Raw genomic sequence first — 24,296 nt, forward strand, 5'->3', positions numbered from 1 at the left:
TAAGCAACGCCAATGATGGCGCTAAAACGGTCCTTTCATCACACTTTCAAACAAAAAGCGCCGCTGGAAAAACGGCCTTTTATCACTCGGTTATGTGAGCCAATTCACGGTAAGCCAGCGGAAAAGCGCTATTCCGGCTCTTTATGTGGAACAGATCACTATTGCCGCCGCGATTTCCACTTCGAAGTGGAAAACAACTCGCTACAAACCTTTCCCCCCGCCAGGTAGCTTAAAAAACAGATTAGTTAACGAGGTACCCAAGGTGAATAACGGAGCGGTAATGGTTAATGAAGCCGAGGAGTTAACGGCGCGTATTCAGGGTTTTATTGACGCGCTGTTCAAAAGTAAGCACATCACGCCTAACGGGGTACAGGAACAAATGCTGGCCTCTCACGTGAAGGCGATGATTCATCGCTCTCTGACCGGAGAGCCGTTACCAGAAGTGGAAGAGAGCTTGTTCGAGGAGATCTCCGCGGAGTCGATGGAAATGGCGCAGGCGGTGGTCGATCAGTTCGGAAATCTGCCAGTAGAAGAAGCGTGGTTGCTGTCAGTGCATTTCGAAGTGGCGAAAGACAATCTTTGAATAATCAGGAGAAAACAATGGAACAAATTACCGTAGTCATTGGTGACCGTCTGGGCAAAGGCCAGAAAGTTGCAGCAGGGATCGAAAAAGCGGGCGGTCGCGCCGTGGTTATTCCAGGCGTCGCCGCCGACATGAAGCTGGGCGACGTGATGAAAGCGGAGAATGCCACCTTTGGTATCTCCTTCTGCGGCAGCGGCGGCGCAGGTGCTATCACCGCACAAACCAAACACGGCTACAAAGCTAAGTACGGCATGCGCTCCGTTGATGAAGGCGTGACGGCGATTAACGAAGGCAACAACGTGCTTGGCTTTGGCTTTATGGACAAAGAAGAGCTGGGTGAGCGCCTGGTACAGGCGTGGAACAAGAAGTACGGCAGTTAAGTATGAAAGAAAAATTCGCTACCACGGTGCGAGTTAGCGGGCGCGGCGATACCAAAGCCAAAGCCTTTTCCGACGCCCTGAATCACGTTCAGGGCACGGTGCTTAAATCCACCAACCACATTCTTCTGCGCATTGAGCCACAGGACGTGCAGGTTGTTCAGGCGCAGGTCAGGGTGCGCAAAGAAGCTTTTCTGTTCTTCTTCCTGCGCCGGGAAAGGCGGAGCTACAGCGTGGAGCTGGATGTTTCCGTCAACGTGACGGCTCTTAACCTCGATGAGGTGGATTTCGTCGCACAATAAAATAACACTAACAAGGGCAGACTCATGTTCTTAATCATATTATTCAAATCACTCATTATCGGCGGCCTCGTCGGTGTGGGCGTTGGTGCCGGGGCCGCGCGTATGTTCCATGCGCCGACCTCCCAGGGCATGGGCGCATTTCGTACACTCGGCGAGCTGAACTCCTGTGAAGGGGACCCGGCTTCTCACTTCTCCTTTGGGCTTGGCTTCTTCTTTAACGCCTGGGCATCTTCCGTCGCGGCGGGGGCATTCACCCAGGACGTTGACCACCGCATCATCCCTAACTGGGGCGCGGCTGCTCTGATGGTGAAGAACCGTAACGTGGCGGAAACCCTCCACGACCCGAAAAAAATGGCTATCGCCTGCGGCATCATCGGCATGATCGTGGTGGCGTTCCTGAACTCTACGGCCTCTGCGGTGCCGGCGGCACTTCAGGTCACGGCAGTCAAAGTGCTGGTCCCTGCGGCTAACCTGCTGGTGAACACCGTGATGCCGGTCATTTTCTGGCTGGCGGCTATCGACGCGGGCAAAAAATCCGGCTTCTGGGCAACCATTTTCGGCGGCGCAGCGCAGCTGATCATGGGCAACGCCGTGCCGGGACTGGTGCTGGGTATCCTGATCGGTAAAGGCGTTGAAGAAAGCGGCTGGCACCGCGTCACCAAAGTGATGATGACGGCTATCGTGGCCCTGTTTGTGCTGAGCGCCTTCTTCCGCGGGTTCGACATGAAGATGATTGAGTCTTTCCACATGACCGTGCCGAACTGGCTGGATCTGCTGCATAACTCGCTGAGCGGCAAATAAGGGGATAACGCATGGAACAGAATAAATGCTTTTGGTACGCGGACTGGTCATTCCCGATCTTTGTCGGCCTGCTCTCCTCCGGCGTGTTTGCCGGGACACACATGTACTACCTGTACGGCATCGGCGCGTTTAACGAAGTCGCCTTCGTGGCGATGCTGAAGTCCGGGATTGATACCGGCGTTTACGGCGCGGTGGCGGCGTTTGGCGCCAGCTTCCTGTTTGCCCGCATCATCGAAGGCTCTCTGGTCGGGATCCTGGATATCGGTGGGGCGATTCAAACCGGCGTAGGCCTCGGCGTTCCGGCGCTGCTGCTGGGCGCGGGCTTTGTCTTCCCGGTGGCAAACTTTGCCGCATCGCTGGTGACTGGCCTGGTGATTGGTCTTGCCATTGGCTACATCATCATCCTGGCACGTAAGTTCACCATCAATCAGAGCGACTCGACCTACGGGGCGGACGTCATGATGGGCGCGGGTAACGCCTCCGGCCGCTTCCTTGGGCCGTTGATTATCCTCAGCGCCATGACGGCTTCGATTCCCATCGGCATCGGCTCGTTGATCGGCTCTCTGCTGTTTTACCTCTGGGGCAAACCGATTACCGGCGGCGCGATCCTGGGCGCAATGATTTTAGGTTCCATTTTCCCGGTAGCGTTGTAAGCAGTATTTCCAGGGCGGACGGGCTGTGGCTCGCCCGCCAGTTAAGGAGAAAGATATGTTTGACCTGATCCTGCGCCAGGCGCGGCTGGTGGACGATACCGTAATCGATATCGCCCTGAAGGACGGCAAAATTGCCGCCTTAGGCAAAATAACCGGCGAGGCAACTGAAGAGCGCCAGCTGAACGGCGAATACTACGTTAGCGCCGGCTGGATTGACTCCCACGTTCACTGTTACCCCAAGTCCCCTATTTACCATGACGAACCTGACAGCGTAGGGATTCATACCGGCGTGACAACCGTCGTTGATGCCGGCAGCACCGGGGCCGATGACGTCGACGATTTCTATCAAATCACCCGCAGCGCAGCGACCGAAGTTTATGCGCTGCTGAACATCTCCCGCGTGGGCCTGATTGCCCAAAACGAACTGTCCAATATGGCGAATATTGACGCTGACGCCGTGCGCGGCGCGGTGAAGCGCCACCCGGACTTTATCGTGGGCTTAAAAGCGCGCATGAGCAGCAGCGTGGTAGGTGACAACGGCATTACGCCGCTGGTGCGCGCCAAGGCTATCCAGAAAGAAAACGGTGATTTGCCGCTGATGGTGCATATCGGCAATAACCCGCCGGATCTCGATGAAGTGGCTGAGCTGCTGACCAGCGGCGATATCATCACCCACTGCTACAACGGCAAGCCGAACCGCATTCTCAATCCGGCCGGGCAACTGCGAGCCTCCGTGGCGCAGGCTATCCAACGTGGGGTGCGCCTGGATGTCGGGCACGGCACCGCCAGCTTTAGTTTTGACGTGGCGCGTGTCGCTATCCAGCAGGGCATTCTGCCGCACAGCATCAGCTCGGACATTTACTGCCGCAACCGCATCAGCGGCCCGGTGCATTCACTCGGCGCAGTGATGTCGAAATTCCTCTCCATTGGCCTGTCATTGCCTCAGGTGATCGACTGTGTGACCGCGCACGCTGCGGATGGATTACGTCTGAAAAATAAAGGCCGCCTGGCCGTGGGTCTGGATGGCGATCTGACCGTCTTTGAACTGCGCCGCCAGCCAACGGTATTTACCGACGCAGAGCAGCAAACGCTGACGGGTGACCAGGCGCTGGTGGCGCTGGCCGCAGTGCGCGCCGGGAAATGGTTTACTACCGAACAAGGGAAAGATGAACATGTCTTCGATCTATGAAAAATACAATTTAAAACAGGTGATTAACGCATCTGGCCGCATGACCGCTCTTGGTGTGTCTACGCCTCGCCCGGAAGTGGTGGATGCGGTCACCACCGGCATGAATCACTACTTCGAAATGAAGGATCTGGTCAACAAGACCGGCGCCTACATTGCCGGACTGCTCGATGTTGAAGCGGCGACCGTGGTGTCCTGCGCTTCTGCCGGTATTGCCCAGTCCGTAGCTGCGGTGCTGGTTAAAGACAATCAATGGCTGATCGAGAACCTACATGCGGCCCCATTGGAGAACAACGAGATCGTGCTGCCGAAGGGCCACAACGTTAACTTCGGCGCGCCGGTCGGCACGATGGTGAACCTGGGCGGCGGCAAAATCGTTGAAGCGGGCTACGCCAACGAATGTTCGGCGGACCAGCTGGCCGCAGCTATTTCTCCGCGCACGGCGGCCATTCTGTACATCAAATCCCACCATTCGGTGCAAAAAAGCATGCTCAGCGTTGAGCAGGCCGTTGTCGTGGCGCGTAAGCACAATCTGCCGCTGATTGTTGACGCTGCGGCGGAAGAAGATTTGCAGTGCTACTACCGCGCCGGGGCAGACCTGGTGATTTACAGCGGGGCGAAAGCTATTGAAGGCCCAACCAGCGGGCTGGTGATCGGCAAAGAGCAGTACGTCGAGTGGGTTAAGCTGCAAACTGGCGGTATCGGACGTGCGATGAAAGTCGGCAAAGAAGGCATTCTCGGTCTGACCTGCGCGATTGAACATTACCTGAGCGCAGCCAAAGAGAGTGGGGCCGAAATGGTCGCCAAAATGACGCCGTTTATCGACAGCCTGAACACGCTGAATGGCGTGACCGCGCGCGTGGTGTGGGACGCCGCTGGCCGCGATATCGCCCGCAGCGAAATCAAGTTCGATGAAGCGACCGTTGGCATCAGCACCGGAGAGCTGGTCGGTAAGCTGAAGCAGGGCGAATACGCCATCTACTTCCGTGGCTACAAGGCCAACGAAGGCATTATTGAAGCGGATGTGCGCAGCGTAAGCGCGGCACAGCTGGAGATTATTTACCGCTGCATCAAAGCGCTGGTAAGCAAGGAGAAATAAGCATGAAACTGACCCCGAATTTTTACCGCGATCGCGTGTGCCTGAACGTCCTGGCTGGCTCCAAAGAAAACGCCAAAGAGATTTACCAGGCGGCGGAAGGTCACGTGCTGGTCGGTGTGTTATCCAAAAACTACCCGGATGTAGCAAGCGCGGTCGCCGACATGCGTGATTACGCGGCGCTGATCGACAACGCGCTGTCCGTTGGCCTTGGTGCAGGCGATCCCAATCAATCTGCCATGGTGAGCGAAATCTCCGGCCAGATTCAGCCCCAGCACGTCAATCAGGTGTTTACCGGCGTGGGCACCAGCCGCGCGCTGCTGGGCCAAACTGACAGCGTAGTTAACGGCCTGGTTTCGCCGACCGGCACCGTCGGGAGGGTAAAAATCTCCACCGGCCCGTTAAGCTCTGGCGCGCCGGACGGCATCGTACCCGTCGAAACAGCGATTGCGCTGCTGAAGGATATGGGCGGCAGCTCAATCAAATATTTCCCGATGGGCGGGCTGGACTGCCGCGAAGAGTACCAGGCGGTAGCGGAAGCCTGTGCGAAGCATGACTTCTGGCTGGAGCCGACCGGCGGTATCGATCTTGATAACTACGAGGAGATCCTGAAGATTGCGCTGGATGCCGGCGTAAGCAAAGTGATCCCGCATATTTACAGCTCAATTATCGACAAGGCCAGCGGCAATACGCGCCCGGCGGATGTTGCCACTCTGTTGGCGATGACGAAGAAGCTGGTGGGGTAAAGTGCTCGCTGTTTCCCCCTCTCCCTTTTAGGGAGAGGGTTAGGGTGAGGGTATAATCCTCATCAACCACACTTCGAGGACAAACGCATGTCTGCACGCACTCTGCTTGTTGCTTCATTTGCCTTACTCGCCGCCGGCAACAGCGCGGCGCAAAGCCACTATGCCTGGGTTGGCACCTACAACCCCAACGGCGAAGGGCTTTACCGCTTCCAGGTTGACGCCAAAACCGGCGCGCTTAGCGAGAAAACGCTGGTCAGCTCGCTGCCGAATGTCGCACAGCTCACCGCGTCGCCGGATGGAAAAACGCTATACGTAGCCAGCGAAGCCGAGAAAGGCGTGGTATCGGCATTGCGTGTGGGTGATAACGGAAGTGTGACCGAACTGAATCAGGTCTCTTCCGGGGGCGCTGGCCCGGTCTATCTGTCCCTGACGCCACAGGGTAAGCACCTGCTGGTGGCTAACTATGTGAGCGGTTCAATCGCCGTATTGCCGATTAATGCAGACGGTAGCCTGCAGGAAGCCAGCGACAAGCATCAGGACAGCGGTGAGCCGGGCGCGGCAAAACCAGAAGCTGCGGTAGAAGGTAGCTTTGCCGCCAGCGACCATAACGGCCCGCATGCCCATATGATTGCCGCCGATCCGAGCGGCAAGTTTGTCTTCTCCACCGATCTTGGCCTGGATCGGATCTACCAGTATCGCTTCGATCAAAGCAAAGGCGTGCTGGAGCCAAACGATCCGCCGTTTATCGCCGCCTCTTCAAAAGGCGCGGGGCCACGCCATTTTGTCTTTGCCGCAGACGGCGCGAGCCTGTGGTTGATTAACGAAGAAGCTTCTACGCTTACCCATTACAAGCTCGACCGTGAGAAAGGCACGCTGACCGAAGGAAAGACGATTTCTTCCCTGCCAAAAGGCTATAAGGGCACAAGCTTTGCCGCGGGCCTGGTACTCAGCCACGACGGCAAGCAACTGTATGTGGCCAACCGCCTGCATAACAGCATCGCGCATTTTAGCGTGGGCGCTAACGGCGAACTTACGCATCAGGACGACATCTGGACCAGAGGCGACTATCCACGAGGCCTGACGCTGGATAATACCGGCAAACATCTTTATGCCCTGAACCAGCGCAGCGACAACATTACTCGTTTTAGCGTGGCCCCGGGCAGCGGTAAATTAACTTTTATCGAGGATTATACGGCGGTGGGAAGCCCGTCACAGATGGTCTTCACCCCGTTTAAGTAAAGCAGGACGGGGCGCTTAAACGCCCCGATAACCAAAGGAAGCGGTAGTGAGATTCCCCAATCAACGGCTGGCTCAGCTTTTTGAGATGCTGCAAAACGAAACGCTGCCCCAGGATGAACTGGCGCGGCGTTTGTCCGTTTCTACTCGTACGGTTCGGGCCGATATCACGGCGCTTAATGCGCTGATGTCAGGCTTCGGGGCTCAGTTTACGCTTACCCGCGGTGCGGGATATCAACTGAATATCGAGGATACTGAGCGTTACGGCGAGCTGGTGCAGCATCGTCCGCGTCAGCTTCGTATTCCTCGTACTTCGCCAGAACGCGTGCATTACCTTGTGGTGCGTTTTTTGACGGCGGCGTTTTCACTGAAGCTGGAAGATCTGGCCGAAGAGTGGTTTGTCAGCCGGGCCACGCTGCAAAGCGATATGGCCGAAGTACGGGAGTGGTTTAACCGCTATCATCTGACCATTGAGACACGCCCGCGCCACGGCATGAAGCTGTTCGGCAGCGAAACGGCTATACGCGCCTGCCTGACTGACCTGCTGTGGCAGTTAACCTTAGAGGACAGCGAAAATCCGTTATTGACGGAAGAAGCGCTGAACGCGGGTGTCCCGGAGTTGCTCGCCGGTTCGCTGCACGATTGTTTTACCCGCTGCCACATCCGCCTGACCGATGAAGGCGAGCAGTTTATTCGCCTCTATTGTTCGGTGGCGGTTCGTCGCATCAGCGAAGGCTATCCGCTACCGGAATTTACGGCGGATAGCGTTGATGTCCAGGTGAAAGAGGCAGCCAGACAGATTGCCGCTCTTCTTCAGCAACTGGCGGGGAAGCCGCTTTCCGAAGCTGAAGAGCAGTGGCTGCAGGTGCACATCGCCTCGCGGCAGGTGCAGGAAGTAGCGCCGAGCGCGATCAGCGCCGACGATGATGAGGCGCTGGTTAACTACATTCTGCGCTACATCAATACCCACTATAACTACAATCTTCTCAGCGACGAGCAGCTGCACGCCGACCTGCTGACCCATATCAAGACAATGATCACCCGGGTACGCTACCAGATAAACATCCCGAATCCTCTGCTGGCTAACATCAAACAGCATTACCCGTTGGCTTACGACATGACGCTGGCGGCGGTCTCAAGCTGGGGAAAATATACCCCTTACGCTATCAGCGAAAACGAAATTGGTTTTCTGGTGTTGCACATCGGTGTGGGTCTGGAGCGTCATTACAACATTGGCTACCAGCGCCATCCTCGCGTGCTGCTGGTTTGCGATACAGGGAATTCGACGGTGCGTATGCTGCAGGCCATGCTGCTGCGTAAATATCCGCAGGTGGAAGTGACCAACATTATCTCTCTGCGCGATTATGAGCAGCTTGAAACCGTGGATGAGGACTTTGTAATCAGCACGGCGCGCATAAATGAGAAAGAAAAGCCGGTGGTGGTGATGGCGCCGTTCCCGACGGATTATCAGCTCGAGCAGCTTGGTAAGCTGGTGCTGGTGGACAGAACAAGGCCTTACATGCTGGAGAAATTCTTCGATGCCAGCCATTTCCGCATTATCGATCAACCTATGACTCAGCAGCAGTTGTTCCTGACGCTCTGCGAGCAGCTGGAGCGGGAAGGCGTGGTTGATGCAGACTTTCACCCGTCGGTGGTGGAGCGCGAGGCCATTGTCAGCACCATGCTGGGCGAAGGCATTGCGCTGCCGCACTCGCTGGGCCTGCTGGCGAAAAAAACGGTGGTTTACACCGTGCTGGCGCCGCACGGTATTAGCTGGGGGGATGAGACGGCGTACGTGATCTTCCTGCTGGCGATTAGCAAAAGCGAATACGAAGAGGCGATGGCGATTTACGACCTGTTTGTGACCTTCCTGCGTGAGCGAGCGATGGTTCGGCTGCGCGAGAGTAAGGATTTTGACAGTTTTAAAGCCGTGGCGATGGAGTGCCTGAGTAAGCTGTAATCACAGTTGACCCTCATCCAGGAAGGGAGAGGGAGAATTCTGTGGGCAACGTTTACTTCGCCAGAATGAAAACTGGCGGAAATTCAATCGACTGGCTGGTGTTATCCCCTCTCCCTTGTGGGGAGAGGGTTAGGGTGAGGGGCCGTTATTTCAGGATCGTGAACGCGGTGGTGACGTGCTTCACGCCGCTAACCCGGCTGGCAATATCCGCCGCGGCTTTACCTTCACGTTCGGTTACCAGGCCGAGCAGAAATACCTCGCCATTCTCGGTGGTGACTTTCACGTTAGACGATTTTACCTGGTCGCTGGTGAGCAACTGAGATCGAACTTTTGTGGTTATCCACGTATCGCTCGATGCGACACCCAGGCCGACCGGAGCCATAATTCGAATCTCGTTATAGACTTCGGTTGCGCCGTCTACGCCCAACGCAATTTGCTTCGCACGAGAGGCGAGGTCTGGGTTAGGAGACTGACCAGCCAGCAGCACTTTGCCCTGGTAAGCCGTCACGTTAATACGCGCTTCTTTCTTGATCTGCTCATCCTTGTTGAGCGCGCTGTTCACGCGTAATTCAAGCGTGCCGTCATCAACCTGCGTCCCGACTGTGCGTGGGTCTGTCGCAGTTTTTGTCGCTACGGCGGCGCTTCCCACAACAACGGCACCGACGCAGCCCTGCAGCAACAGCGCGGAAATAAGAACTGCGACTGGCGTAATGGCCTTCATGTTCATTCCTTCTCCTTTCTCAAAATTAGCTATTAGCCATCCTGGTGGGGAAATAGCGTATTGTCGATCAGATCGCATAAACAGTTCACCGTCAGCATATGCATCTCCTGGATGCGGGCGCTGCGATGAGAAGGGATTCGGATTTCAACATCCTGTGGCCCCAACAGTCCTGCCAGTTCGCCGCCGTCATAGCCCGTCAGCGCGACGATGGTCATGTCGCGGGTGACAGCGGCCTCAACCGCTTTGACAATATCACGGCTATTGCCTCGGGTGGAAATCGCCAGCAAAACGTCCCCGGCGTGGCCCAGCGCACGAACCTGTTTGGCATAAACTTCTTCATGCAGACGGTCGTTAGCGATCGCGGTTAAGACCACATTATCTGCATTAAGTGCAATGGCCGGTAAACTAGGGCGCTCTGTTTCAAAACGGTTGATCATGCTGGCAGCAAAATGCTGTGCGTTGGCGGCGGAGGTGCCATTGCCACAACAGAGGATTTTGTTGCCGTTCAGTAAAGACTGAACCAGCGTCATCGCTGCACGGGAGATGGCGTCCGGCAGGGCTTCCGCTGCGGCAATCTGAGTTTGAATACTTTCCGTGAAGCAGACTTTGATTCTTTCGAGCACGTTGATTCTACCTGGAGTTTTTTAGATATCGGCGGCAAACGCGTTGGTCAGCCACGCTATTTCATTGCCGGTGAAAGCTAACACATCGAAACGGCAATCTACAGTATCAAAACTTTGACCTTTGCCGCTAAGCCAAACCTGAGCGGCATGCAGCAGGCGCAGCTGCTTGCTGCGAGTCACGCTGGCAGCGGCTCCGCCGAACTTATCGTTACGCCTAAAACGCACTTCCACAAAAACGATAACCTGCTGCTGTTGCATAATAAGGTCGATTTCGCCGCCGCGAACATGCACGTTCGCGGCCACAAAGTGCATTCCCTCGCGCTCAAGATAGCGACGCGCCCGCTGTTCATAGCGCGCGCCGCGTTGCTTGCGGTTCAGGATACCGGAACGATCTGGCCCTGACTGAATTGCAGCCAATTTAACTTCCTGTTAATAACGCAGTCCTGGCTGGCGGTCAGTTGCCCGGTGTTGCCGTTTACCTGATAACCCGGCACCTGGCGTATCTGTGAGAAGTGGCTTGCCAGCGTCCAGGCATCAACGCCCATGGCATACAGACGCGCCAGCGAGTAGTCATTATTGACGCTGCTTAAGGCCTGCTGCATCAGCTGTGGATTACCGCCGGAAAGCATCGGGATTTCGCTAAACTGCAGGCCTTCCATTTCCAGTCGGTAGTCCGGGCCGTTCACGCCCTGCGAGCTGCGCGAGCTGGCATACAGCTGAGCGCTGCCGCGGCTGCCGGTGCGCATCGCAATCATCGGTTTGATCAGCGCCACTTCTTCGGAGGTCGCAATGATATAGACCGCGTCTACGTTGCCGCTGCTGCCTGCGGTAATTTGCGCATCCGTAGGTGCTGCCGGAATAGTCAGTCCGCCAATGGTGACGCCTGGCGGCGTATTGGACGGCGTACTTACCGGGGTGCCGGTCAGGGCGATGCCGGAGCCGCTGTTAATCCCGCGTTTCAGGTCGCTCACTGAACCAAATTTCTGCTGCAGAACCAGACCGCCGCCGAGTTTCTGCCATTCGGTGGCAAAGGCTTTCGCCACACGGTCGCCCAGAGCGTTAGAAGGGATCAGCATCAGCGGATTGCGGTGGCTTTGCTGCCAGATGTGATCCGCGGCGTCACGGGCTTCGTCTTCTGGAGAAAGTGCGAAATAGCAGATGTTAGGGCGATTCTGCACGTTTTCAGGCTGGTTAAGCGCCAGAATATTTAACGGGCTGTTGGTGCTGGCCAACTGGTCAACATTGTTTTTTAGCAGCGGACCAACGACAAGCGTGGCGCCGTCCTGCTGCGCCTGAGCCAGAACCTGAGAGAGCGGCTGGCTGCTGGTGTCGTAAATCTTAATGTCTGCCGAAGGGTTCGCGGCAACAGATGGCGCGGTTTGTGCGTCTGGCTGGGCAGACGGCGTTGCTGGGGCTGCGGTTTGCGGCGTTGCGGCCTGTGCCTTCTGGTCTGTTAAATCGCTGACGGACGCACTTGCCGGGCTCACTGCAGCATTAGGATCTGCGGGGGCCTGGGACGCTTGCGGTTGAGGCACTTCTTGAGGCGGCGCAGCCTGTGGTTGCGCATTAGGATCTCCGGGCTGGGCGGCAGGCTGAACGGCTGCAACCGGCGCGACGCCGTTGTTTTTCGCCGCTTCAAACCCTTGCTCAATCGCGCGGCCAAACACCGCAGCCTGGCCGTTGAGCGGCAGCAGGAGAGCGATTTTACCGGTTGAGGCCGGTTTGAAGTTTTGAACATTCGCCAACTGAGTCGGCAGCGTTTTTGAACCCGGATTATTCGGGTAGCGCGTTTGCCAGTCCTGAATCCCGGCTTTCAGCATGTTAGGATCGTTACGGTTATCGCTCCAGACGTGCTGCAGGTCCAGCCAACCCTGCAGGGTATTTTCGTCGGCGTTAATCACCAGGCTGTTCATTTGCTCTGGGGAGAACTGCGACAGAACCTGCCAGGTGCCATCAATGTTCTTTTGATGTGCATCGCCTTTCAGCAGCGGTTCCTGAGCAATGTACGCGCGCAGCAGCGCTAAAGACGGGCGTCCCTGAGAAGCGTCAATCACAGCCTGGTAATAACGGCTCTGTTGGCCCTTGTCGAGTGCGCTCGGGTCAATCTTTTCCAGCAGGGCAGAGGCGGCGCTGAAATCTTTCTGCGCAATCTTCACTTCCGGCACCAGCAGCTGTTGTTCACGCACTTGAGCATCGTTGAGCTGCTGCGGCAGTTGGTTATACAACGCCACCGCCTGCTGAGGTTTGCCTTCCTTTAGCAGGGAACGAATGGCGAGTAATTGCCAGTTGGTCTTGCTATCATCTTCACTTTGCTGCATTTGCTGCAGATAATAAGCGGACCCGGCGGTGGTGTCGCCCTGCAGCAGCGTGGCGGACTGATCTGGCGCCTGGGTTGAACAGCCGGCAAAAATCAGCGCCGCGAGCAACACAGGCAGGCAGCGCCCGGCTTTTGAACGATTCAAGGTTGAGGGTAGCATTCTGTATCCAGTGGTTTTATTTCCCAATGTACAATATTAAATCGGCAATACGGATGAAACAATGAAACAACACGAAACGGCGGCGATTTCAGCCAGTACGCTTTACATCGTCCCGACGCCTATCGGCAACCTCGGGGATATCACCCAGCGGGCCCTCTCAGTGTTGCAAAGCGTTGATCTGATTGCCGCAGAAGATACCCGTCATACCGGACTGTTGCTGCAGCATTTTGCGATTAATGCGCGACTCTTCGCACTTCACGATCACAATGAGCAACAAAAATCTGAAACGCTACTGGCGAAGCTGCAGGAAGGCCAAAGCATTGCGCTGGTGTCCGATGCCGGTACGCCGCTGATTAACGACCCTGGCTACCACCTCGTGCGCACCTGCCGCGAAGCGGGGATTCGCGTCGTGCCGTTGCCTGGCCCTTGCGCCGCTATTGCTGCACTCAGCGCAGCTGGCTTGCCGTCTGACCGCTTTTGCTATGAAGGTTTTCTGCCTGCAAAATCCAAAGGCCGTCGCGACGCGCTGAAGGCGATTGAACAGGAACCGAGAACGCTGATTTTCTATGAATCCACCCACCGCCTGCTCGACAGTCTCGATGATATCTGCACGGTGCTGGGCGAATCCCGCTACGTAGTGCTGGCGCGCGAGTTGACCAAAACCTGGGAGTCGATTCACGGCGCGCCCGTAGGCGAGCTGCTGGCATGGGTGAAGGAAGATGAAAACCGCCGCAAAGGCGAAATGGTGCTGATTGTTGAGGGCTTTAAAGTCCAAAGCGATGATGAACTCCCCGCCGAAGCGCTGCGTACGCTGGCGTTGCTGCAGACGGAGTTACCGCTGAAAAAGGCTGCAGCGCTTGCCGCTGAAATTCACGGGGTGAAAAAGAATGCCTTGTACAAATATGCGTTAGAAAACAGCGAGAAATAGTTTTCTCGAGCCGGCTCCTGGTTTTCATATCGCAACGCGGTTAGCGTTTAAAAAACGAACTCCCTGGTGTTAATTTATGCATGACTGAATGACTTTAAGGGAGTTAAAGTTTATGCCGGTATTGATACCAGGAGATTCGAATATGGTTGTGATGCCTTTTTCCTATAGCACGGCGTCGATAAAACGCTCGTTCGAGGTGATTGAAGAACTGACGTTTGCAGGTCAGCATTTCCTTATCATTTTTGACAGGTCGACCCCGAGGGCTGCAATCATTAAGGCCGAGCCTGAAGGAAATGAAAAAGATCGCCGGCACGCTGTCGTCGCCATGCTTGAGCTCAAAAATCAAAAAACGATTGGTGACAACGTTATTTCAGTAGATCGTTTTTGGGAGGATCAAAGCGTTCTGCAGGTTGAAGGCGTTTGCGTCGAGAAGCCGCTCCAGGAAGCTGGCTTAGCCACACAGCTATATGAGGCGCTGGTGCTCAAGTGTGGCGTGATTTTAATGAGCGATAATATTCACTATGCCGGGGGCAAGGCGCTTTGGCAGAAAATAGCCAGAAACTCCACTCAACTTGCGGTTTTTATTCTGGATTCAGATGATGGACGATTCTATCCCTTTGACGGTACGAAGGCCGCATACGATGGTGTCAGCATTCCGGAAGAAAAAATCTGGAGCACGCACCCTGATAAAGAGCATTTTGGCATTATCCTGATTGCCGAAGATAAAAGGCGGGTTGCTGCGCTAACATCAGGTAGGTGAAACGCTGTTAAGAAGCGTAGAAAGAACGAGCCTTCTACGCTCCATCCTCGTTTAGTTGACCGGCGTGGCCTCAATCACCAGCGTTTCCAGCGGTTTCAGCGTCACAACCAGCGGCTTACTGTAGTCGTTGGTTACGGTCTCGTTCTTGCCGTAAATTTGCTTCAGCGTAAAGCGCGTGGCCTCGCCGTTCGGCACTTCAAAGCTTTTGCTCAGGTCGAGATAGTAGCTTTGTGATTTATCCGACGGGTTACGCAGGCCCAATATTGCTTTCTCTTTACTCCACGATGCCCAGCCGTAAACCTCAAGCAGCGTCGGGTCGCCGCCAACCCAGTGGCTATCGACCAGCACGTTGCTGTTCGCCCGTGACCATTTCGCCGCGTCGGCAAGCGTGTCCCATTTGGCGTTGTTCAGCATTGACGGCGTGATGTACAGCTCCTGCAATTGCGTGCCGGTGGCGAAGTAGCTCCAGGCCTGATCGGCAAAATCCTGGTCCGTTTGGACTTTCTCCAGCCCAAAGTAGGCATGTTCCGCGCTGACAATGCCGTGGTACATCAGTGAGTTAATCGGGAAAAGTGGGCCTTTACGCACGATGGAGCGATAGGTTTCCGCGTCGCGATAGGTTATCCACTGTTGCACCGGCGAACCTTTGCCATAAACGTTGATGTCATCGCCCTGGCGCCAGATGGAGTCGGCATAGAACAGCCAGGACGGGCTGGCGTTGGTACCGGTCGTCAGGTTGATAAACAGATCTTTGTTGGCGGCCCGCATGTTTTTGATTAACTCAATGGAGGCATCAAAGTCAGAGGCGTAGGGGCTGCCTTTGATGTACGAGTTGGCGTTGCCCATACCGTCGAGCTTAAACGAGGTGATATGTTCGTTTTTGATAAGCCCGATAATTTGGTGATTAAAATTGTGGAAGTAGTTGGGGCCTGAGAGGGCAAATTTGCCATCCACGGTTTCAAAGCCGTTCTCTTTGGCGTGTGAAACGCGCACGTCGCGTGGTTTGTTGTAGCCACCCCACGGTGAGAGCCACAGCCCCACGGAAGTATGCAAACTGTCCGCTTTTTCTTTGATAACACCAAAGCCATGCTTAAACGCCGGGCTAAACAGCCATTTCCCGGTCAAATCGTCCCAGCCGTCATCCAGCAGGAAGCCGTCGAGCTTCACGCCCCGCTTGATTATCAGTTCGCTAGCGTATTCATCCATGCGGGTCAGCACGTCCTTCTCGGTGTAGGGCGTAAAGAAACCGATGTCCATCCAGCTGTTGTAGTGCAGGTAAGGCTGGTAAGGGCGCGGGCGCATGGCGTTGATAAATTCATTAAAGCTACGGCGAAGCTGGTCTGTTGCTTCAAACGTGCCGAAGTAGACCGTATAGGTCACCGGGGCGTCGGTTTTAATCGGTGTTTTGAGCTCAACGTTCAGGTTGGTGGTGGTTTCGTAGGCGTAGGTATTCACGATCGGTTTTTGCGGCAGCATATAGAAACTGTCCGCCACGATGGGGGAACTGTTGATGGCGCCGTTAACATAAGGTGCCTGAGCCTGGCCTTTGGTCGGGAAGAAGGTGATCTTTGTGACATCACGAGGCTGGCCTTTTGCCTGCAGCGTATAGTCCACCGCCGCATACTTGCCCTTCAGCAGCTTCAGGGTAACATTGACCGAGAAGTCGTCTCGCTCGTAATCAATCTGAATGGCGTCTGCGGTTTTGCTGACGTTTTTGAGTTTAAAGTCGGCGGTATGGATAACTTTTTCGTCCGGCAGCGTCAGGAAAAACAGCTCGATGGGCGCCAGTTTGTGGTCGGATAGCCGGTCTTGCACTACCACCGCCGAGCCGGAATCGTCGAAAGAGACGGCAAGGTTGGTGTTTTCCAACTGGTACTGAGCCGCCAGCGCTGCGTTGCTCATGAACATAATAAGCAGGGAGCTTTTTATTATTGTCTTCATCAGATCTCCTTACACCAGAGAGTTAAAGCGCCGCTTCTGATTCCGGCAGCAACTTATTCGCCGAGCCGCATACAGCGACTTTGCTACGCACCACTTCTTTCATCGCGTCCATGCCGACGCGCATGTAAAAGCGTGGGTCGTTGCCTTCCGGGTTAGCGCCAAACCATTCTTTCACCGCGGCGGCGAAGGCGATTTTTAATTCCGTCGCGACATTCACTTTGCAGACCCCAAGCTCGATGGCGCGGCGTACAAACTCGTCAGGCACGTCACTCGCGCCGTGCAGCACCAGCGGGACGCTGACGACGTCGCGGATCTCACCCAGCCGTTTGAAGTCTATTTTCGGGCGTTTGGTATACAGGCCGTGTGCGGTGCCAATGGCAACCGCCAGGCTATCGACGCCGGTGAGCTCAACAAAGCGGCGGGCTTCCTGCGGATCGGTCAGAAAAGCGCTTTCTTCATCCACATCCATGTCGTCTTCCACGCCGCCGAGCCTGCCTAGTTCGGCCTCGACGCTGCAGTCGTTGCGGTGGCAAAACTCGACCACGGATCTCACCAGCTTCACGTTGTCAGCAAAGGGGAAATGGCTGCCGTCAATCATGGCGCTGCGCACGCCTGCGTTAACTTTGCGGCTGATGTCCGCCAGGCTTTCGTGATGATCGAGGTGCAGCGCTAGCGGTATGCCGTAGCTTTCGGAATAGGCGTGACACAGTGCGTAAATCTCTTCGAAAGCGATATGTTTAAAGGTGCCCGGCGTGCCGGCAAGGATCACCGGGGAATGCATCTCTTTGCACACTTCAAGAATCGCCTGGATGGTTTCGGCATTGTGGATATTAAAAGCCGGTACCGCATAGCCTCTGGCCTGCGCGTCCTGAAGCAGATACTTCGTGGAGATAATGCTCATGATGAACCTCTCAGCCTTTCCAGGGATGAATAACGACGCCTTTAACTACGCGATTAACCGTGCCGCTGGCGGAGGGCGTGTCCGGCGTAATGCCTGCTTTAACGGAGGAGGTGAGGGCGAAAACCTGGGCATACATCAGGAAGCAAAACGCCTGCTCAACGTCGAGGAACGTCCGATCTGCCGCAGGCAGGAGGATATGCGGGCCTGATACGATCTCGGGGCTGGAGGAGGCTGAAATGGCGATCGTTTGCATAGCCAGACTGTCCCGGCGCAGCTCCGCCAGCAGATCCAGATCGTACTGGCGAGTGTACGGATCGCTGGAGACCAGCACGATCGCCAGCGTCTTACTATTGACCAGGGATTTTGGACCATGCCTGAAGCCGGTTGGTGTGTCATAAAACGCCGCCAGCTTGCCAGCCGTGAGTTCAAGCACCTTCAGAGAGGCTTCTCGTGCCACGCCCTGCAAGCCACCGCTACCCAGGTAGACCACGCGTTCGTAGGGAAGATCGCCAAACGGAATTTCGCTGAAATCGCCCAGCGAATGAATAATTTGGGCACAGCGGTGAGCGACATCCTGAAATGACTGCGTATTGATGACGTCCGGGGCGAAAACCGCAAGGCAGCTTGCCATCATGGTCGTGATACTGCTCGTCATGGCAAAACCGCGATCGTGCGTTTCCGCAGGCATCAGCAGCGGCAGTGAGCGGTTGTCCTCCAGCGCACTACGGTAGAGGCTACCGCCCTCGTTACAGGTGATGGTGATGTGATAGCAGGATTTCACGAGCTGGTTGGCAAGTTCCACCGCAGCGACGCTCTCGGGGCTGTTACCGGAGCGAGCGAAGGAAACCAGCAGCGTGGGCTGTTCAGGGGAGAGATAGTCCAGCGGATTGGTCACCAGATCCGTGGTGGGCACGGCAACAAACTGTTTGCCGGTGTGGCGAGACAGCCACGGTGCAATGATGTCGCCGATAAACGCCGAGGTTCCAGCGCCAGTAAGGATAATTTTTAACTTGTCGTTCGCAAGTAGTGGATTCAGGAAGGCGGAGATCTCATCGCGCGCGCGGTCTATCTGTTGCAGGGTACGGATCCAGCTCACGGGCTGCTGACGGATCTCTTTTTCAGTCCAGGTCGTGTGGCTGCGATCTGTGGCCGTGGAAGTTTCACTCATGACTCAGTCCTTAGCATTACAGCGTCAGATGTCGGCTTTTTATCGCCCATAATCTTTCGTTTTGTTTCATTTAATGGTTTTTAGTGCTTTATGAAAATTTATAGAAAGGAATCGACAAGATCAATATGAAAAGTGAAATAAAACGAAAATCATGATGTGGATCTTTGTTTATGCATAACACTTTGTTTTATTTGGTTTTCATTGAAAATAAAACAATTAAGAAAAGAAAAAGAAAGGCCCATGGCGGATCTCGCCACAGGCCAAAGTGATGCATAATGAAAGCAGCAGGAGCCGCCGCCTGCATTAAACGGGGTTCGAAACTGGAGATAAGCAATCCGGTCTTTTACTTCAGATGCCTTCTTCGCTGGCTTCCGTTGCCCGGTGGCGCGCCATTTCGTCGACCAGGCTGGTCAGGCCGCGATGCCCGCATTCCAGCGCCATCTGGCGAAACTCGCTGCCGTTTAGCCCTTCGCGCTCGAGTACCATCTCCAGCAGTAGCTGCAGATTGACGCCAGTAACGACTTCGCGTCCCGGCTTCTCAAGCGCCAGCGTGGAGGCGACACGGAAAGGCGTACCGCCCAGCAAATCCGTCAGAAACACTAAACCTTCGCATTCATCCAACTGGCCGATAGCGGCTTGAAATTGTTCCGTCAGCCGTGCCGTGGAGCAGGTTTCCGGAAAGTCGATGGCAATAATCTGCGGCTGCTCGCCGAGGATCTGTTTCATTGCCTGCTCCATCCCGCTGGCAAAACCTCCGTGGCCGCTCAAAATGATGCCCAACATCTGCTTTTCTCCTTAGAGGAAGTGAAGGAACTTCCCAACAACGGCTAAAACGACGGTGATGCAAATCAGGCGCAAGGGGCTCCAGCCACGGCGGACCAGGGCGAACATTGCCAGGGTATAGACCAGCGGCAAAAACGCAGGCATCAATTTGTCGATGACGTCAGCCTGAAGCTTAACCACCGCATCCCCGGCCGTAATTTCAAGCGTAGTGGACAGGCGAACATAGGTGGCAACGAGAGCGCCGATAACGGTCATCCCGACGATGGAAGCGGCATGCCCTACTTTACGTGTATTAGCCTTAATTAACGGAATAGCGGCCACGCCCATGCGGTAAGCGTAGTGCGCCAGGCCGAAACGCAGGCCCAGATGCACCACGTTAAATAGCACGATAAACACGATGGCACCGAGTATCGACCCCTGAAGCGCCAGGCTGGCGCCGATACCGCCGCAGATTGGCAGCAGCGTCAGCCAGAACATCGCATCCCCGATGCCACCGAGTGGGGCACCAACGGCAATTTTTGTGCTCTGGATACTGTTTACATCCTGCTTCGAACGTTCCATCGCCAGAATAATGCCGATCACAAAGGTGACCAGGAAAGGATGGGTATTGAAGAACCCCATGTGCCCCTGCATTGCCCGCGCCAAATCGCGTTTGTTGGTGTGGATCTTTTTCAGGGCGGGTAGCAGGCCGTACAGCCAGCCGCAGGCCTGCATACGCTCGTAGTTAAATGAGGCCTGCAGCAACATCGAACGCCATGCTACGCGGTTGATATCTTTTCGGGTTAGCTCTGCGCCAATGGTCTGATCTTCATAAATCGTATCATTGGCAATGATGTTCTCAGACTCAATGGCCTGTGAAAGCGTTTGGGTATCAGATGCCATCTTCGAATTCCTCTTTCTGGACGCGAGCGGGCTGCGGTGGAGTAGGGTCTTTACGCATCAAATCCATCAGGGCCAGCGCTAGCGCGGCGGCAGCAATTGCCAGTACCGGTAATTTCAACCAGGCTGCGCCAACAAAGCCGATGATGAAGTAGGGGATATAAACGTTTTTCATCATGATTTTCAGCAGTACGGCGAAACCGATAGCTGGCATGATGCCCCCGGCGACGCCCAGCCCGTCAATCAGCCGCGCGGGTAACATATCGATGGCTGTTTTGGCATGTTCGGCCCCAAAATAAATGGGTAAGAAGGCGCAGAGAAAATAGAAGGTGCCGAGTGCGAGCATCGCCAGATAGTTAATGCGCTCAATGCCATTGGTGTCGGCGTTCGCCGCCATGCGGTCGGCACGTGCCATGACGCCGGACATCACGGAGAACAAGAAGGTGATGCCCATCTGTACCGCAACCGCAAAAGGCACTGCGACGCCGACGGCGACTTCGGGCTTCACGCCGGTGGTAATGGCAAAAGTCGTGCCGACGATGGTGCCGATAATGACGTTAGGCGGCTGCGCGCCGGCGAGCGGAGCCAGGCCCATCCAAACCAGTTCCAGCGTGCCGCCGGTGAGAATACCGGTGTGTAAATCGCCAAGAATAAGGCCAACCAGCGGGCCAAGGACGACGGGACGGTGCATATGGGTCAGGCCGTTGAACATATCCAGACCGGCGATAAAGGCCAGCAGGCCCAGGGCTATCGCTTGCAGTAAGCTGATTTCCATAGCAAATACCTCAGAGAAGTTTATAGAGATCCTGAGCTGATTCCGTCGGTACGCCTTGCACAAAACATTCGACGCCGGCCTGTTTCAGGCCGGAGAAGGCGGCAATGTCTTGTTCATCAACCGACACGGTTTTAGCCACCTGCTTTTTGCCTTCGACGTAGTGCATGTTGCCCACGTTGATGCGCGTTACCGGCACGTTGCCGTTCACCAGGGTGAGGAAATCCCGCGGGTTTTTACAGACCAGCAGGATCTTCTGGCGATCCGCCGCGCGGTGAATGTTGTCGATGACTTTTTGCAGGGGCCAGAAGCGCACCGCAATTCCTTCTGCCAGGACCATCTCCATCAGGTTCTGTTGGATGGGATCTTCCGCCACCTCATCATTGGCGACCAGAACCAGGTTTGCGCCGGAAAACCCGACCCACTGCACGCCAACCTGACCGTGGATCAGGCGCTCATCAATGCGGCTTAAGACAATATTTGGCATGGTATTTCCCTTATTATCATTGTGTTAATGAGGAGATGACTCACCGTGACAGGCCGCGTGATACTGGCGCAGCACATCCTGAATATGGTCGATAATCAGCTCATGAGGTTTGGCTGCTAGCTGTGCTTCCCGCACTTTGGCGTACTGAAGCGGCAGGTACTGGCTGATTAACGGCAGCGGAATAGGTTCGTGGGCAAGGTTCCTGACCAGCACATCGTAAGCCTCATCGATATCGCGATCCGGCCAGTAGTAGCGCACCCGGTCAGAGTAGCTATAGCCGCGTGCCAGACGTAGCGCATCGCCGTTGCCGTGATAGTGCTGCTGCCAGTGCTCCGGGTGGTCAAGCATCACGCTTTCCAGGACGTCCCTCAGGCCGGAGCATTTGTGTGCCGGGAGCAGTTCTCGCTCAATGGCTGAGAGGGAAAAAAGGGCCTCACGCAGGGCAAAAGTCAGGGCCGGGCCGACTTTTAGTATCGCAAAGTGATCTTCCACTAACTGATGCAGCGCCTGCGTGGTCTGGTAATCCGTTGAATGTGCTTCAAAAACCATCGTGGGCGAATCTGCAATGAGTTTGCTTAGCGCCCGGGCTTTTTCTGGCTGGTAGTCAATCACCTGGGTGTGGTCGAACTCGACGCCGGGTTGAACAACAAGGCCAATAATGCGCGGCCAGATTTCACTTAGCGCCTGTTCTGCAAAGGCCCGGCGGTGAGCTTCCAGCGTAGTGTTTGCGGCCTGCGGCGTAGTGACGGCGAGTTCGGCGAGAGTTTCATGGGCACCACCAGGGACCGGTACTTCGGTGCCGATGATGTACACCAGATCGGCATGGCCAAAGTGGTCGATACAGGTTTGCTCAGCAATCAGCGCCAGCCTGGCTGCTCGCCCGGCAACGACGTGATCCGTGAGCGGCACGGGATCGTCCACACAAGACATACTGCAGTCGAGGTGTATTTTCTTGAAGCCTGCGGCGACATAGCTGCGGATCAGCTCTTCGGCATGGGACATCGCCTCTTCGGCTGGTCGGGTTTGCCAGCGGTTTGGCCCAAGATGATCGCCGCCGAGTATCAGATTGGCATAAGGAAAGCGGTGTTGTTCCGCGAGTTGATAAACGAAACCGCAGAAATCCGCAGGCGTCATTCCGGTATAGCCGCCGTACTGGTCCACCTGGTTAGAGGTCGCTTCAATAAGCAAGCTGGTGCCAGCTTCGCGAGCGTGGCGCATGGCGGCCTCAAGCACCAGCGGATGCGCGGAGCACACGGCAAAGATCCCGTGCTGGTTGTTCCGTTTGTGGTTAGCGACAAATTCGATCAACTGTTTCACTTTCCTCTCCACGGCGATGGGTTAAAACATTTTCTTTCGATTCATTTCATTTAATCGTGCCTGAATGACGTTTGAGAATAAAAAGAAAGATACTGGAATTGAGATCTGTTTCGCAAAAGAAACATAGTGAAAGGCATTGGTGCGCTTACCGCGCCTTTTGAACGAAGATGCCTGGGGCTTGCTTTCTGCTAAAAGAAAGGTGTTAATAGGCAAATAGAAATGAAACGAAAGATATATTGAAAGGTTACCCTATGAGCAACAGCGATACCGCAACGGACAAACGTATTCCGGGTACCAGCGAAAGGCGCGAGCAGATTATTCAGCGTCTTCGCCAGCAGGGAAGCGTACAGGTTAATGATTTATCTTCTTTTTTCGGTGTTTCTACCGTCACCATCCGCAACGATCTCGCGTTTCTTGAAAAGCAGGGCATTGCGGTTCGTGCCTACGGCGGAGCGCTGATTTGTGAGCCCGGCAGCGTGGTAGCAGAGCCTTCGGTGGAGGATAAAAGCTCGCTGAATACTTCACTGAAGCGCAGCATCGCGCGTGTGGCTGCGGACTTGATCCAGCCCGGGGACAAGGTGATTCTGGACTCCGGCACCACAACGTATGAAATCGCCCGGCTAATGCGCCAGCATAAAGAAGTGATCGCCATGACCAACGGCATCAACGTGGCTAATGCGTTGTTAGAAGCAGAAGGGGTCGAGGTGCTGATGACCGGCGGGCATTTGCGCCGTCAGTCGCTATCGTTTTACGGCGACAGCGCGGAACAGTCGCTGCAAAATTATCATTTCGACATGCTGTTCCTCGGGGTAGATGCTATCGATCCGGAACGAGGTGTGAGCACCCATAACGAGGATGAAGCGCGTCTCAACCGCAAAATGTGCGAAGTCGCCGAGCGCATTATCGTGGTGACAGATTCCAGTAAATTTAACCGCTCCAGCCTGCATAAAATCATCGATATCCAGCGCATTCACCGGGTAATCACCGATAAAGGTATTCCGGCAGATAGCCTGAGCGCGCTGCGTAAGAGCGGGATTGAGGTTGTGCTGGTGGGCGACTAGCTTTTCGTTTCTGGCGGGCCCGCGTGACAGGGGAGATGAAACCCTCTATACTGCGCGCCGAAGCTGACCAGACAGTCGCCGCTTCGTCGTCGTCCTCTTCGGGGGAGACGGGCGAGGGGGAGGAAAGTCCGGGCTCCATAGGGCAGGGTGCCAGGTAACGCCTGGGGGGGAAACCCACGACCAGTGCAACAGAGAGCAAACCGCCGATGGCCCGCGCAAGCGGGATCAGGTAAGGGTGAAAGGGTGCGGTAAGAGCGCACCGCGCGGCTGGTAACAGTCCGTGGCACGGTAAACTCCACCCGGAGCAAGGCCAAATAGGGGTTCACATGGTACGGCCCGTACTGAACCCGGGTAGGCTGCTTGAGCCAGTGAGCGATTGCTGGCCTAGATGAATGACTGTCCACGACAGAACCCGGCTTATCGGTCAGCTTCAACTTCTTAATAAACGCCCCGCAGGTGCAAGCTTGTGGGGCGTTTTGCATTCAGAGACAGCAAGATGAATGACTGTCCACGACACTCTTCATGAAAAGAAAGCGGC

The 24,296-nt window shown here is 55.4% G+C and carries 25 protein-coding genes and 1 other RNA gene; 14 read left to right on the forward strand and 12 right to left on the reverse strand.

Annotation, left to right across the window (positions count from 1 at the left end; translation table 11 throughout):
- Positions 1–280 precede the first annotated feature (280 nt).
- The 10 genes from F3J26_RS08390 (at position 281) to F3J26_RS08435 (ending at position 8,940) form a co-directional block, all read left to right on the forward strand.
- On the forward strand, positions 281–583 hold the full coding sequence (locus F3J26_RS08390) for a glycine dehydrogenase (protein WP_166877355.1): 303 nt from the start codon (positions 281–283) through the stop codon (positions 581–583).
- Positions 584–600: 17 nt separating this feature from the next.
- Entirely contained in the window at positions 601–963 is a 363-nt protein-coding gene (locus F3J26_RS08395; RefSeq protein ID WP_008453696.1) for an SFCGS family glycine-rich protein, read from the forward strand.
- A gap of 2 nt (positions 964–965) precedes the next feature.
- On the forward strand, positions 966–1,262 hold the full coding sequence (locus F3J26_RS08400; RefSeq protein ID WP_008453694.1) for a DUF4312 family protein: 297 nt from the start codon (positions 966–968) through the stop codon (positions 1,260–1,262).
- A gap of 24 nt (positions 1,263–1,286) precedes the next feature.
- On the forward strand, positions 1,287–2,063 hold the full coding sequence (locus F3J26_RS08405; protein WP_008453692.1) for a DUF4311 domain-containing protein: 777 nt from the start codon (positions 1,287–1,289) through the stop codon (positions 2,061–2,063).
- 11 nt (positions 2,064–2,074) lie between these two features.
- Complete coding sequence (locus F3J26_RS08410; protein ID WP_166993232.1) at positions 2,075–2,716, forward strand: DUF4310 family protein; 642 nt, start codon at positions 2,075–2,077, stop codon at positions 2,714–2,716.
- Positions 2,717–2,771: 55 nt separating this feature from the next.
- The gene (locus F3J26_RS08415) at positions 2,772–3,905 is read left to right on the forward strand and encodes an amidohydrolase/deacetylase family metallohydrolase (RefSeq protein WP_166993234.1); all 1,134 of its coding nucleotides are present in this window, start codon (positions 2,772–2,774) and stop codon (positions 3,903–3,905) included.
- Positions 3,889–5,001 (forward strand): DgaE family pyridoxal phosphate-dependent ammonia lyase, encoded by a 1,113-nt coding sequence (locus F3J26_RS08420; protein ID WP_166877349.1) that lies wholly within the window; start codon positions 3,889–3,891, stop codon positions 4,999–5,001. The genes F3J26_RS08415 and F3J26_RS08420 overlap by 17 nt, the downstream gene beginning before the upstream one ends.
- Before the next feature lie 2 nt (positions 5,002–5,003).
- Positions 5,004–5,744 carry a 2-dehydro-3-deoxy-phosphogluconate aldolase gene (gene dagF, locus F3J26_RS08425; protein ID WP_166993236.1) on the forward strand — a complete coding sequence of 247 codons (741 nt, stop codon included), beginning with the start codon at positions 5,004–5,006 and terminating at the stop codon, positions 5,742–5,744.
- Positions 5,745–5,831: 87 nt separating this feature from the next.
- Entirely contained in the window at positions 5,832–6,983 is a 1,152-nt protein-coding gene (locus tag F3J26_RS08430; RefSeq protein ID WP_166993238.1) for a beta-propeller fold lactonase family protein, read from the forward strand.
- Between the two features lie 46 nt (positions 6,984–7,029).
- Positions 7,030–8,940: a PRD domain-containing protein gene (locus F3J26_RS08435; RefSeq protein WP_166993241.1), complete on the forward strand. Its 1,911-nt coding sequence runs from the start codon at positions 7,030–7,032 to the stop codon at positions 8,938–8,940.
- 145 nt (positions 8,941–9,085) lie between these two features.
- Here the strand turns inward: F3J26_RS08435 and dolP are convergent, their stop codons facing one another.
- The 4 genes from dolP to F3J26_RS08455 are packed head-to-tail and all read right to left on the reverse strand — an operon-like array spanning position 9,086 to position 12,761.
- A complete protein-coding gene (gene dolP / locus F3J26_RS08440; protein WP_008453679.1) occupies positions 9,086–9,661 on the reverse strand; it encodes a division/outer membrane stress-associated lipid-binding lipoprotein in 576 nt (191 codons plus the stop codon).
- Between the two features lie 32 nt (positions 9,662–9,693).
- Positions 9,694–10,284 (reverse strand): DnaA initiator-associating protein DiaA, encoded by a 591-nt coding sequence (diaA, locus tag F3J26_RS08445; RefSeq protein ID WP_008453676.1) that lies wholly within the window; start codon positions 10,282–10,284, stop codon positions 9,694–9,696.
- Between the two features lie 21 nt (positions 10,285–10,305).
- The gene (locus F3J26_RS08450) at positions 10,306–10,701 is read right to left on the reverse strand and encodes a YraN family protein (protein WP_166993244.1); all 396 of its coding nucleotides are present in this window, start codon (positions 10,699–10,701) and stop codon (positions 10,306–10,308) included.
- Entirely contained in the window at positions 10,659–12,761 is a 2,103-nt protein-coding gene (locus F3J26_RS08455) for a penicillin-binding protein activator (protein WP_166993247.1), read from the reverse strand. The genes F3J26_RS08450 and F3J26_RS08455 overlap by 43 nt, the downstream gene beginning before the upstream one ends.
- Before the next feature lie 61 nt (positions 12,762–12,822).
- Here F3J26_RS08455 and rsmI point away from each other — a divergent pair, with 61 nt between their 5' ends.
- Entirely contained in the window at positions 12,823–13,689 is an 867-nt protein-coding gene (gene rsmI, locus F3J26_RS08460; RefSeq protein WP_008453669.1) for a 16S rRNA (cytidine(1402)-2'-O)-methyltransferase, read from the forward strand.
- 142 nt (positions 13,690–13,831) lie between these two features.
- On the forward strand, positions 13,832–14,449 hold the full coding sequence (locus tag F3J26_RS08465; RefSeq protein ID WP_008453667.1) for a hypothetical protein: 618 nt from the start codon (positions 13,832–13,834) through the stop codon (positions 14,447–14,449).
- 51 nt (positions 14,450–14,500) lie between these two features.
- Here F3J26_RS08465 and F3J26_RS08470 read toward each other — a convergent pair whose 3' ends face one another.
- The 8 genes from F3J26_RS08470 to kbaZ all read right to left on the reverse strand — a co-directional run bounded on the left by F3J26_RS08470 (position 14,501) and on the right by kbaZ (position 22,697).
- The gene (locus F3J26_RS08470) at positions 14,501–16,390 is read right to left on the reverse strand and encodes an alpha-galactosidase (protein ID WP_166993249.1); all 1,890 of its coding nucleotides are present in this window, start codon (positions 16,388–16,390) and stop codon (positions 14,501–14,503) included.
- Between the two features lie 22 nt (positions 16,391–16,412).
- A complete protein-coding gene (gene kbaY / locus F3J26_RS08475) occupies positions 16,413–17,291 on the reverse strand; it encodes a tagatose-bisphosphate aldolase subunit KbaY (RefSeq protein ID WP_008453662.1) in 879 nt (292 codons plus the stop codon).
- 10 nt (positions 17,292–17,301) lie between these two features.
- On the reverse strand, positions 17,302–18,459 hold the full coding sequence (locus F3J26_RS08480; protein ID WP_166993252.1) for an SIS domain-containing protein: 1,158 nt from the start codon (positions 18,457–18,459) through the stop codon (positions 17,302–17,304).
- Positions 18,460–18,807: 348 nt separating this feature from the next.
- On the reverse strand, positions 18,808–19,242 hold the full coding sequence (gene agaF, locus F3J26_RS08485) for a PTS galactosamine/N-acetylgalactosamine transporter subunit IIA (RefSeq protein ID WP_166993255.1): 435 nt from the start codon (positions 19,240–19,242) through the stop codon (positions 18,808–18,810).
- Between the two features lie 12 nt (positions 19,243–19,254).
- Complete coding sequence (agaE, locus tag F3J26_RS08490) at positions 19,255–20,124, reverse strand: PTS N-acetylgalactosamine transporter subunit IID (protein WP_166877316.1); 870 nt, start codon at positions 20,122–20,124, stop codon at positions 19,255–19,257.
- Complete coding sequence (gene agaW, locus F3J26_RS08495) at positions 20,114–20,896, reverse strand: PTS N-acetylgalactosamine transporter subunit IIC (protein WP_166993258.1); 783 nt, start codon at positions 20,894–20,896, stop codon at positions 20,114–20,116. The genes agaE and agaW overlap by 11 nt, the downstream gene beginning before the upstream one ends.
- A gap of 10 nt (positions 20,897–20,906) precedes the next feature.
- Positions 20,907–21,380, reverse strand: coding sequence for a PTS N-acetylgalactosamine transporter subunit IIB (agaV, locus tag F3J26_RS08500; RefSeq protein ID WP_039289641.1), 474 nt, complete (start codon positions 21,378–21,380; stop codon positions 20,907–20,909).
- A gap of 24 nt (positions 21,381–21,404) precedes the next feature.
- The gene (gene kbaZ, locus F3J26_RS08505) at positions 21,405–22,697 is read right to left on the reverse strand and encodes a tagatose-bisphosphate aldolase subunit KbaZ (protein ID WP_166993261.1); all 1,293 of its coding nucleotides are present in this window, start codon (positions 22,695–22,697) and stop codon (positions 21,405–21,407) included.
- A 251-nt stretch (positions 22,698–22,948) separates the two neighbouring features.
- Between kbaZ and F3J26_RS08510 the strand changes: the two genes are divergently transcribed.
- Complete coding sequence (locus tag F3J26_RS08510; RefSeq protein ID WP_008453648.1) at positions 22,949–23,758, forward strand: DeoR family transcriptional regulator; 810 nt, start codon at positions 22,949–22,951, stop codon at positions 23,756–23,758.
- Positions 23,759–23,817: 59 nt separating this feature from the next.
- Positions 23,818–24,194: RNase P RNA component class A (rnpB, locus tag F3J26_RS08515), an RNA gene on the forward strand.
- Positions 24,195–24,296 lie beyond the last annotated feature (102 nt).

This window comes from Enterobacter sp. Ap-867, assembly GCF_011752855.1.
GTDB lineage: Bacteria > Pseudomonadota > Gammaproteobacteria > Enterobacterales > Enterobacteriaceae > Cedecea.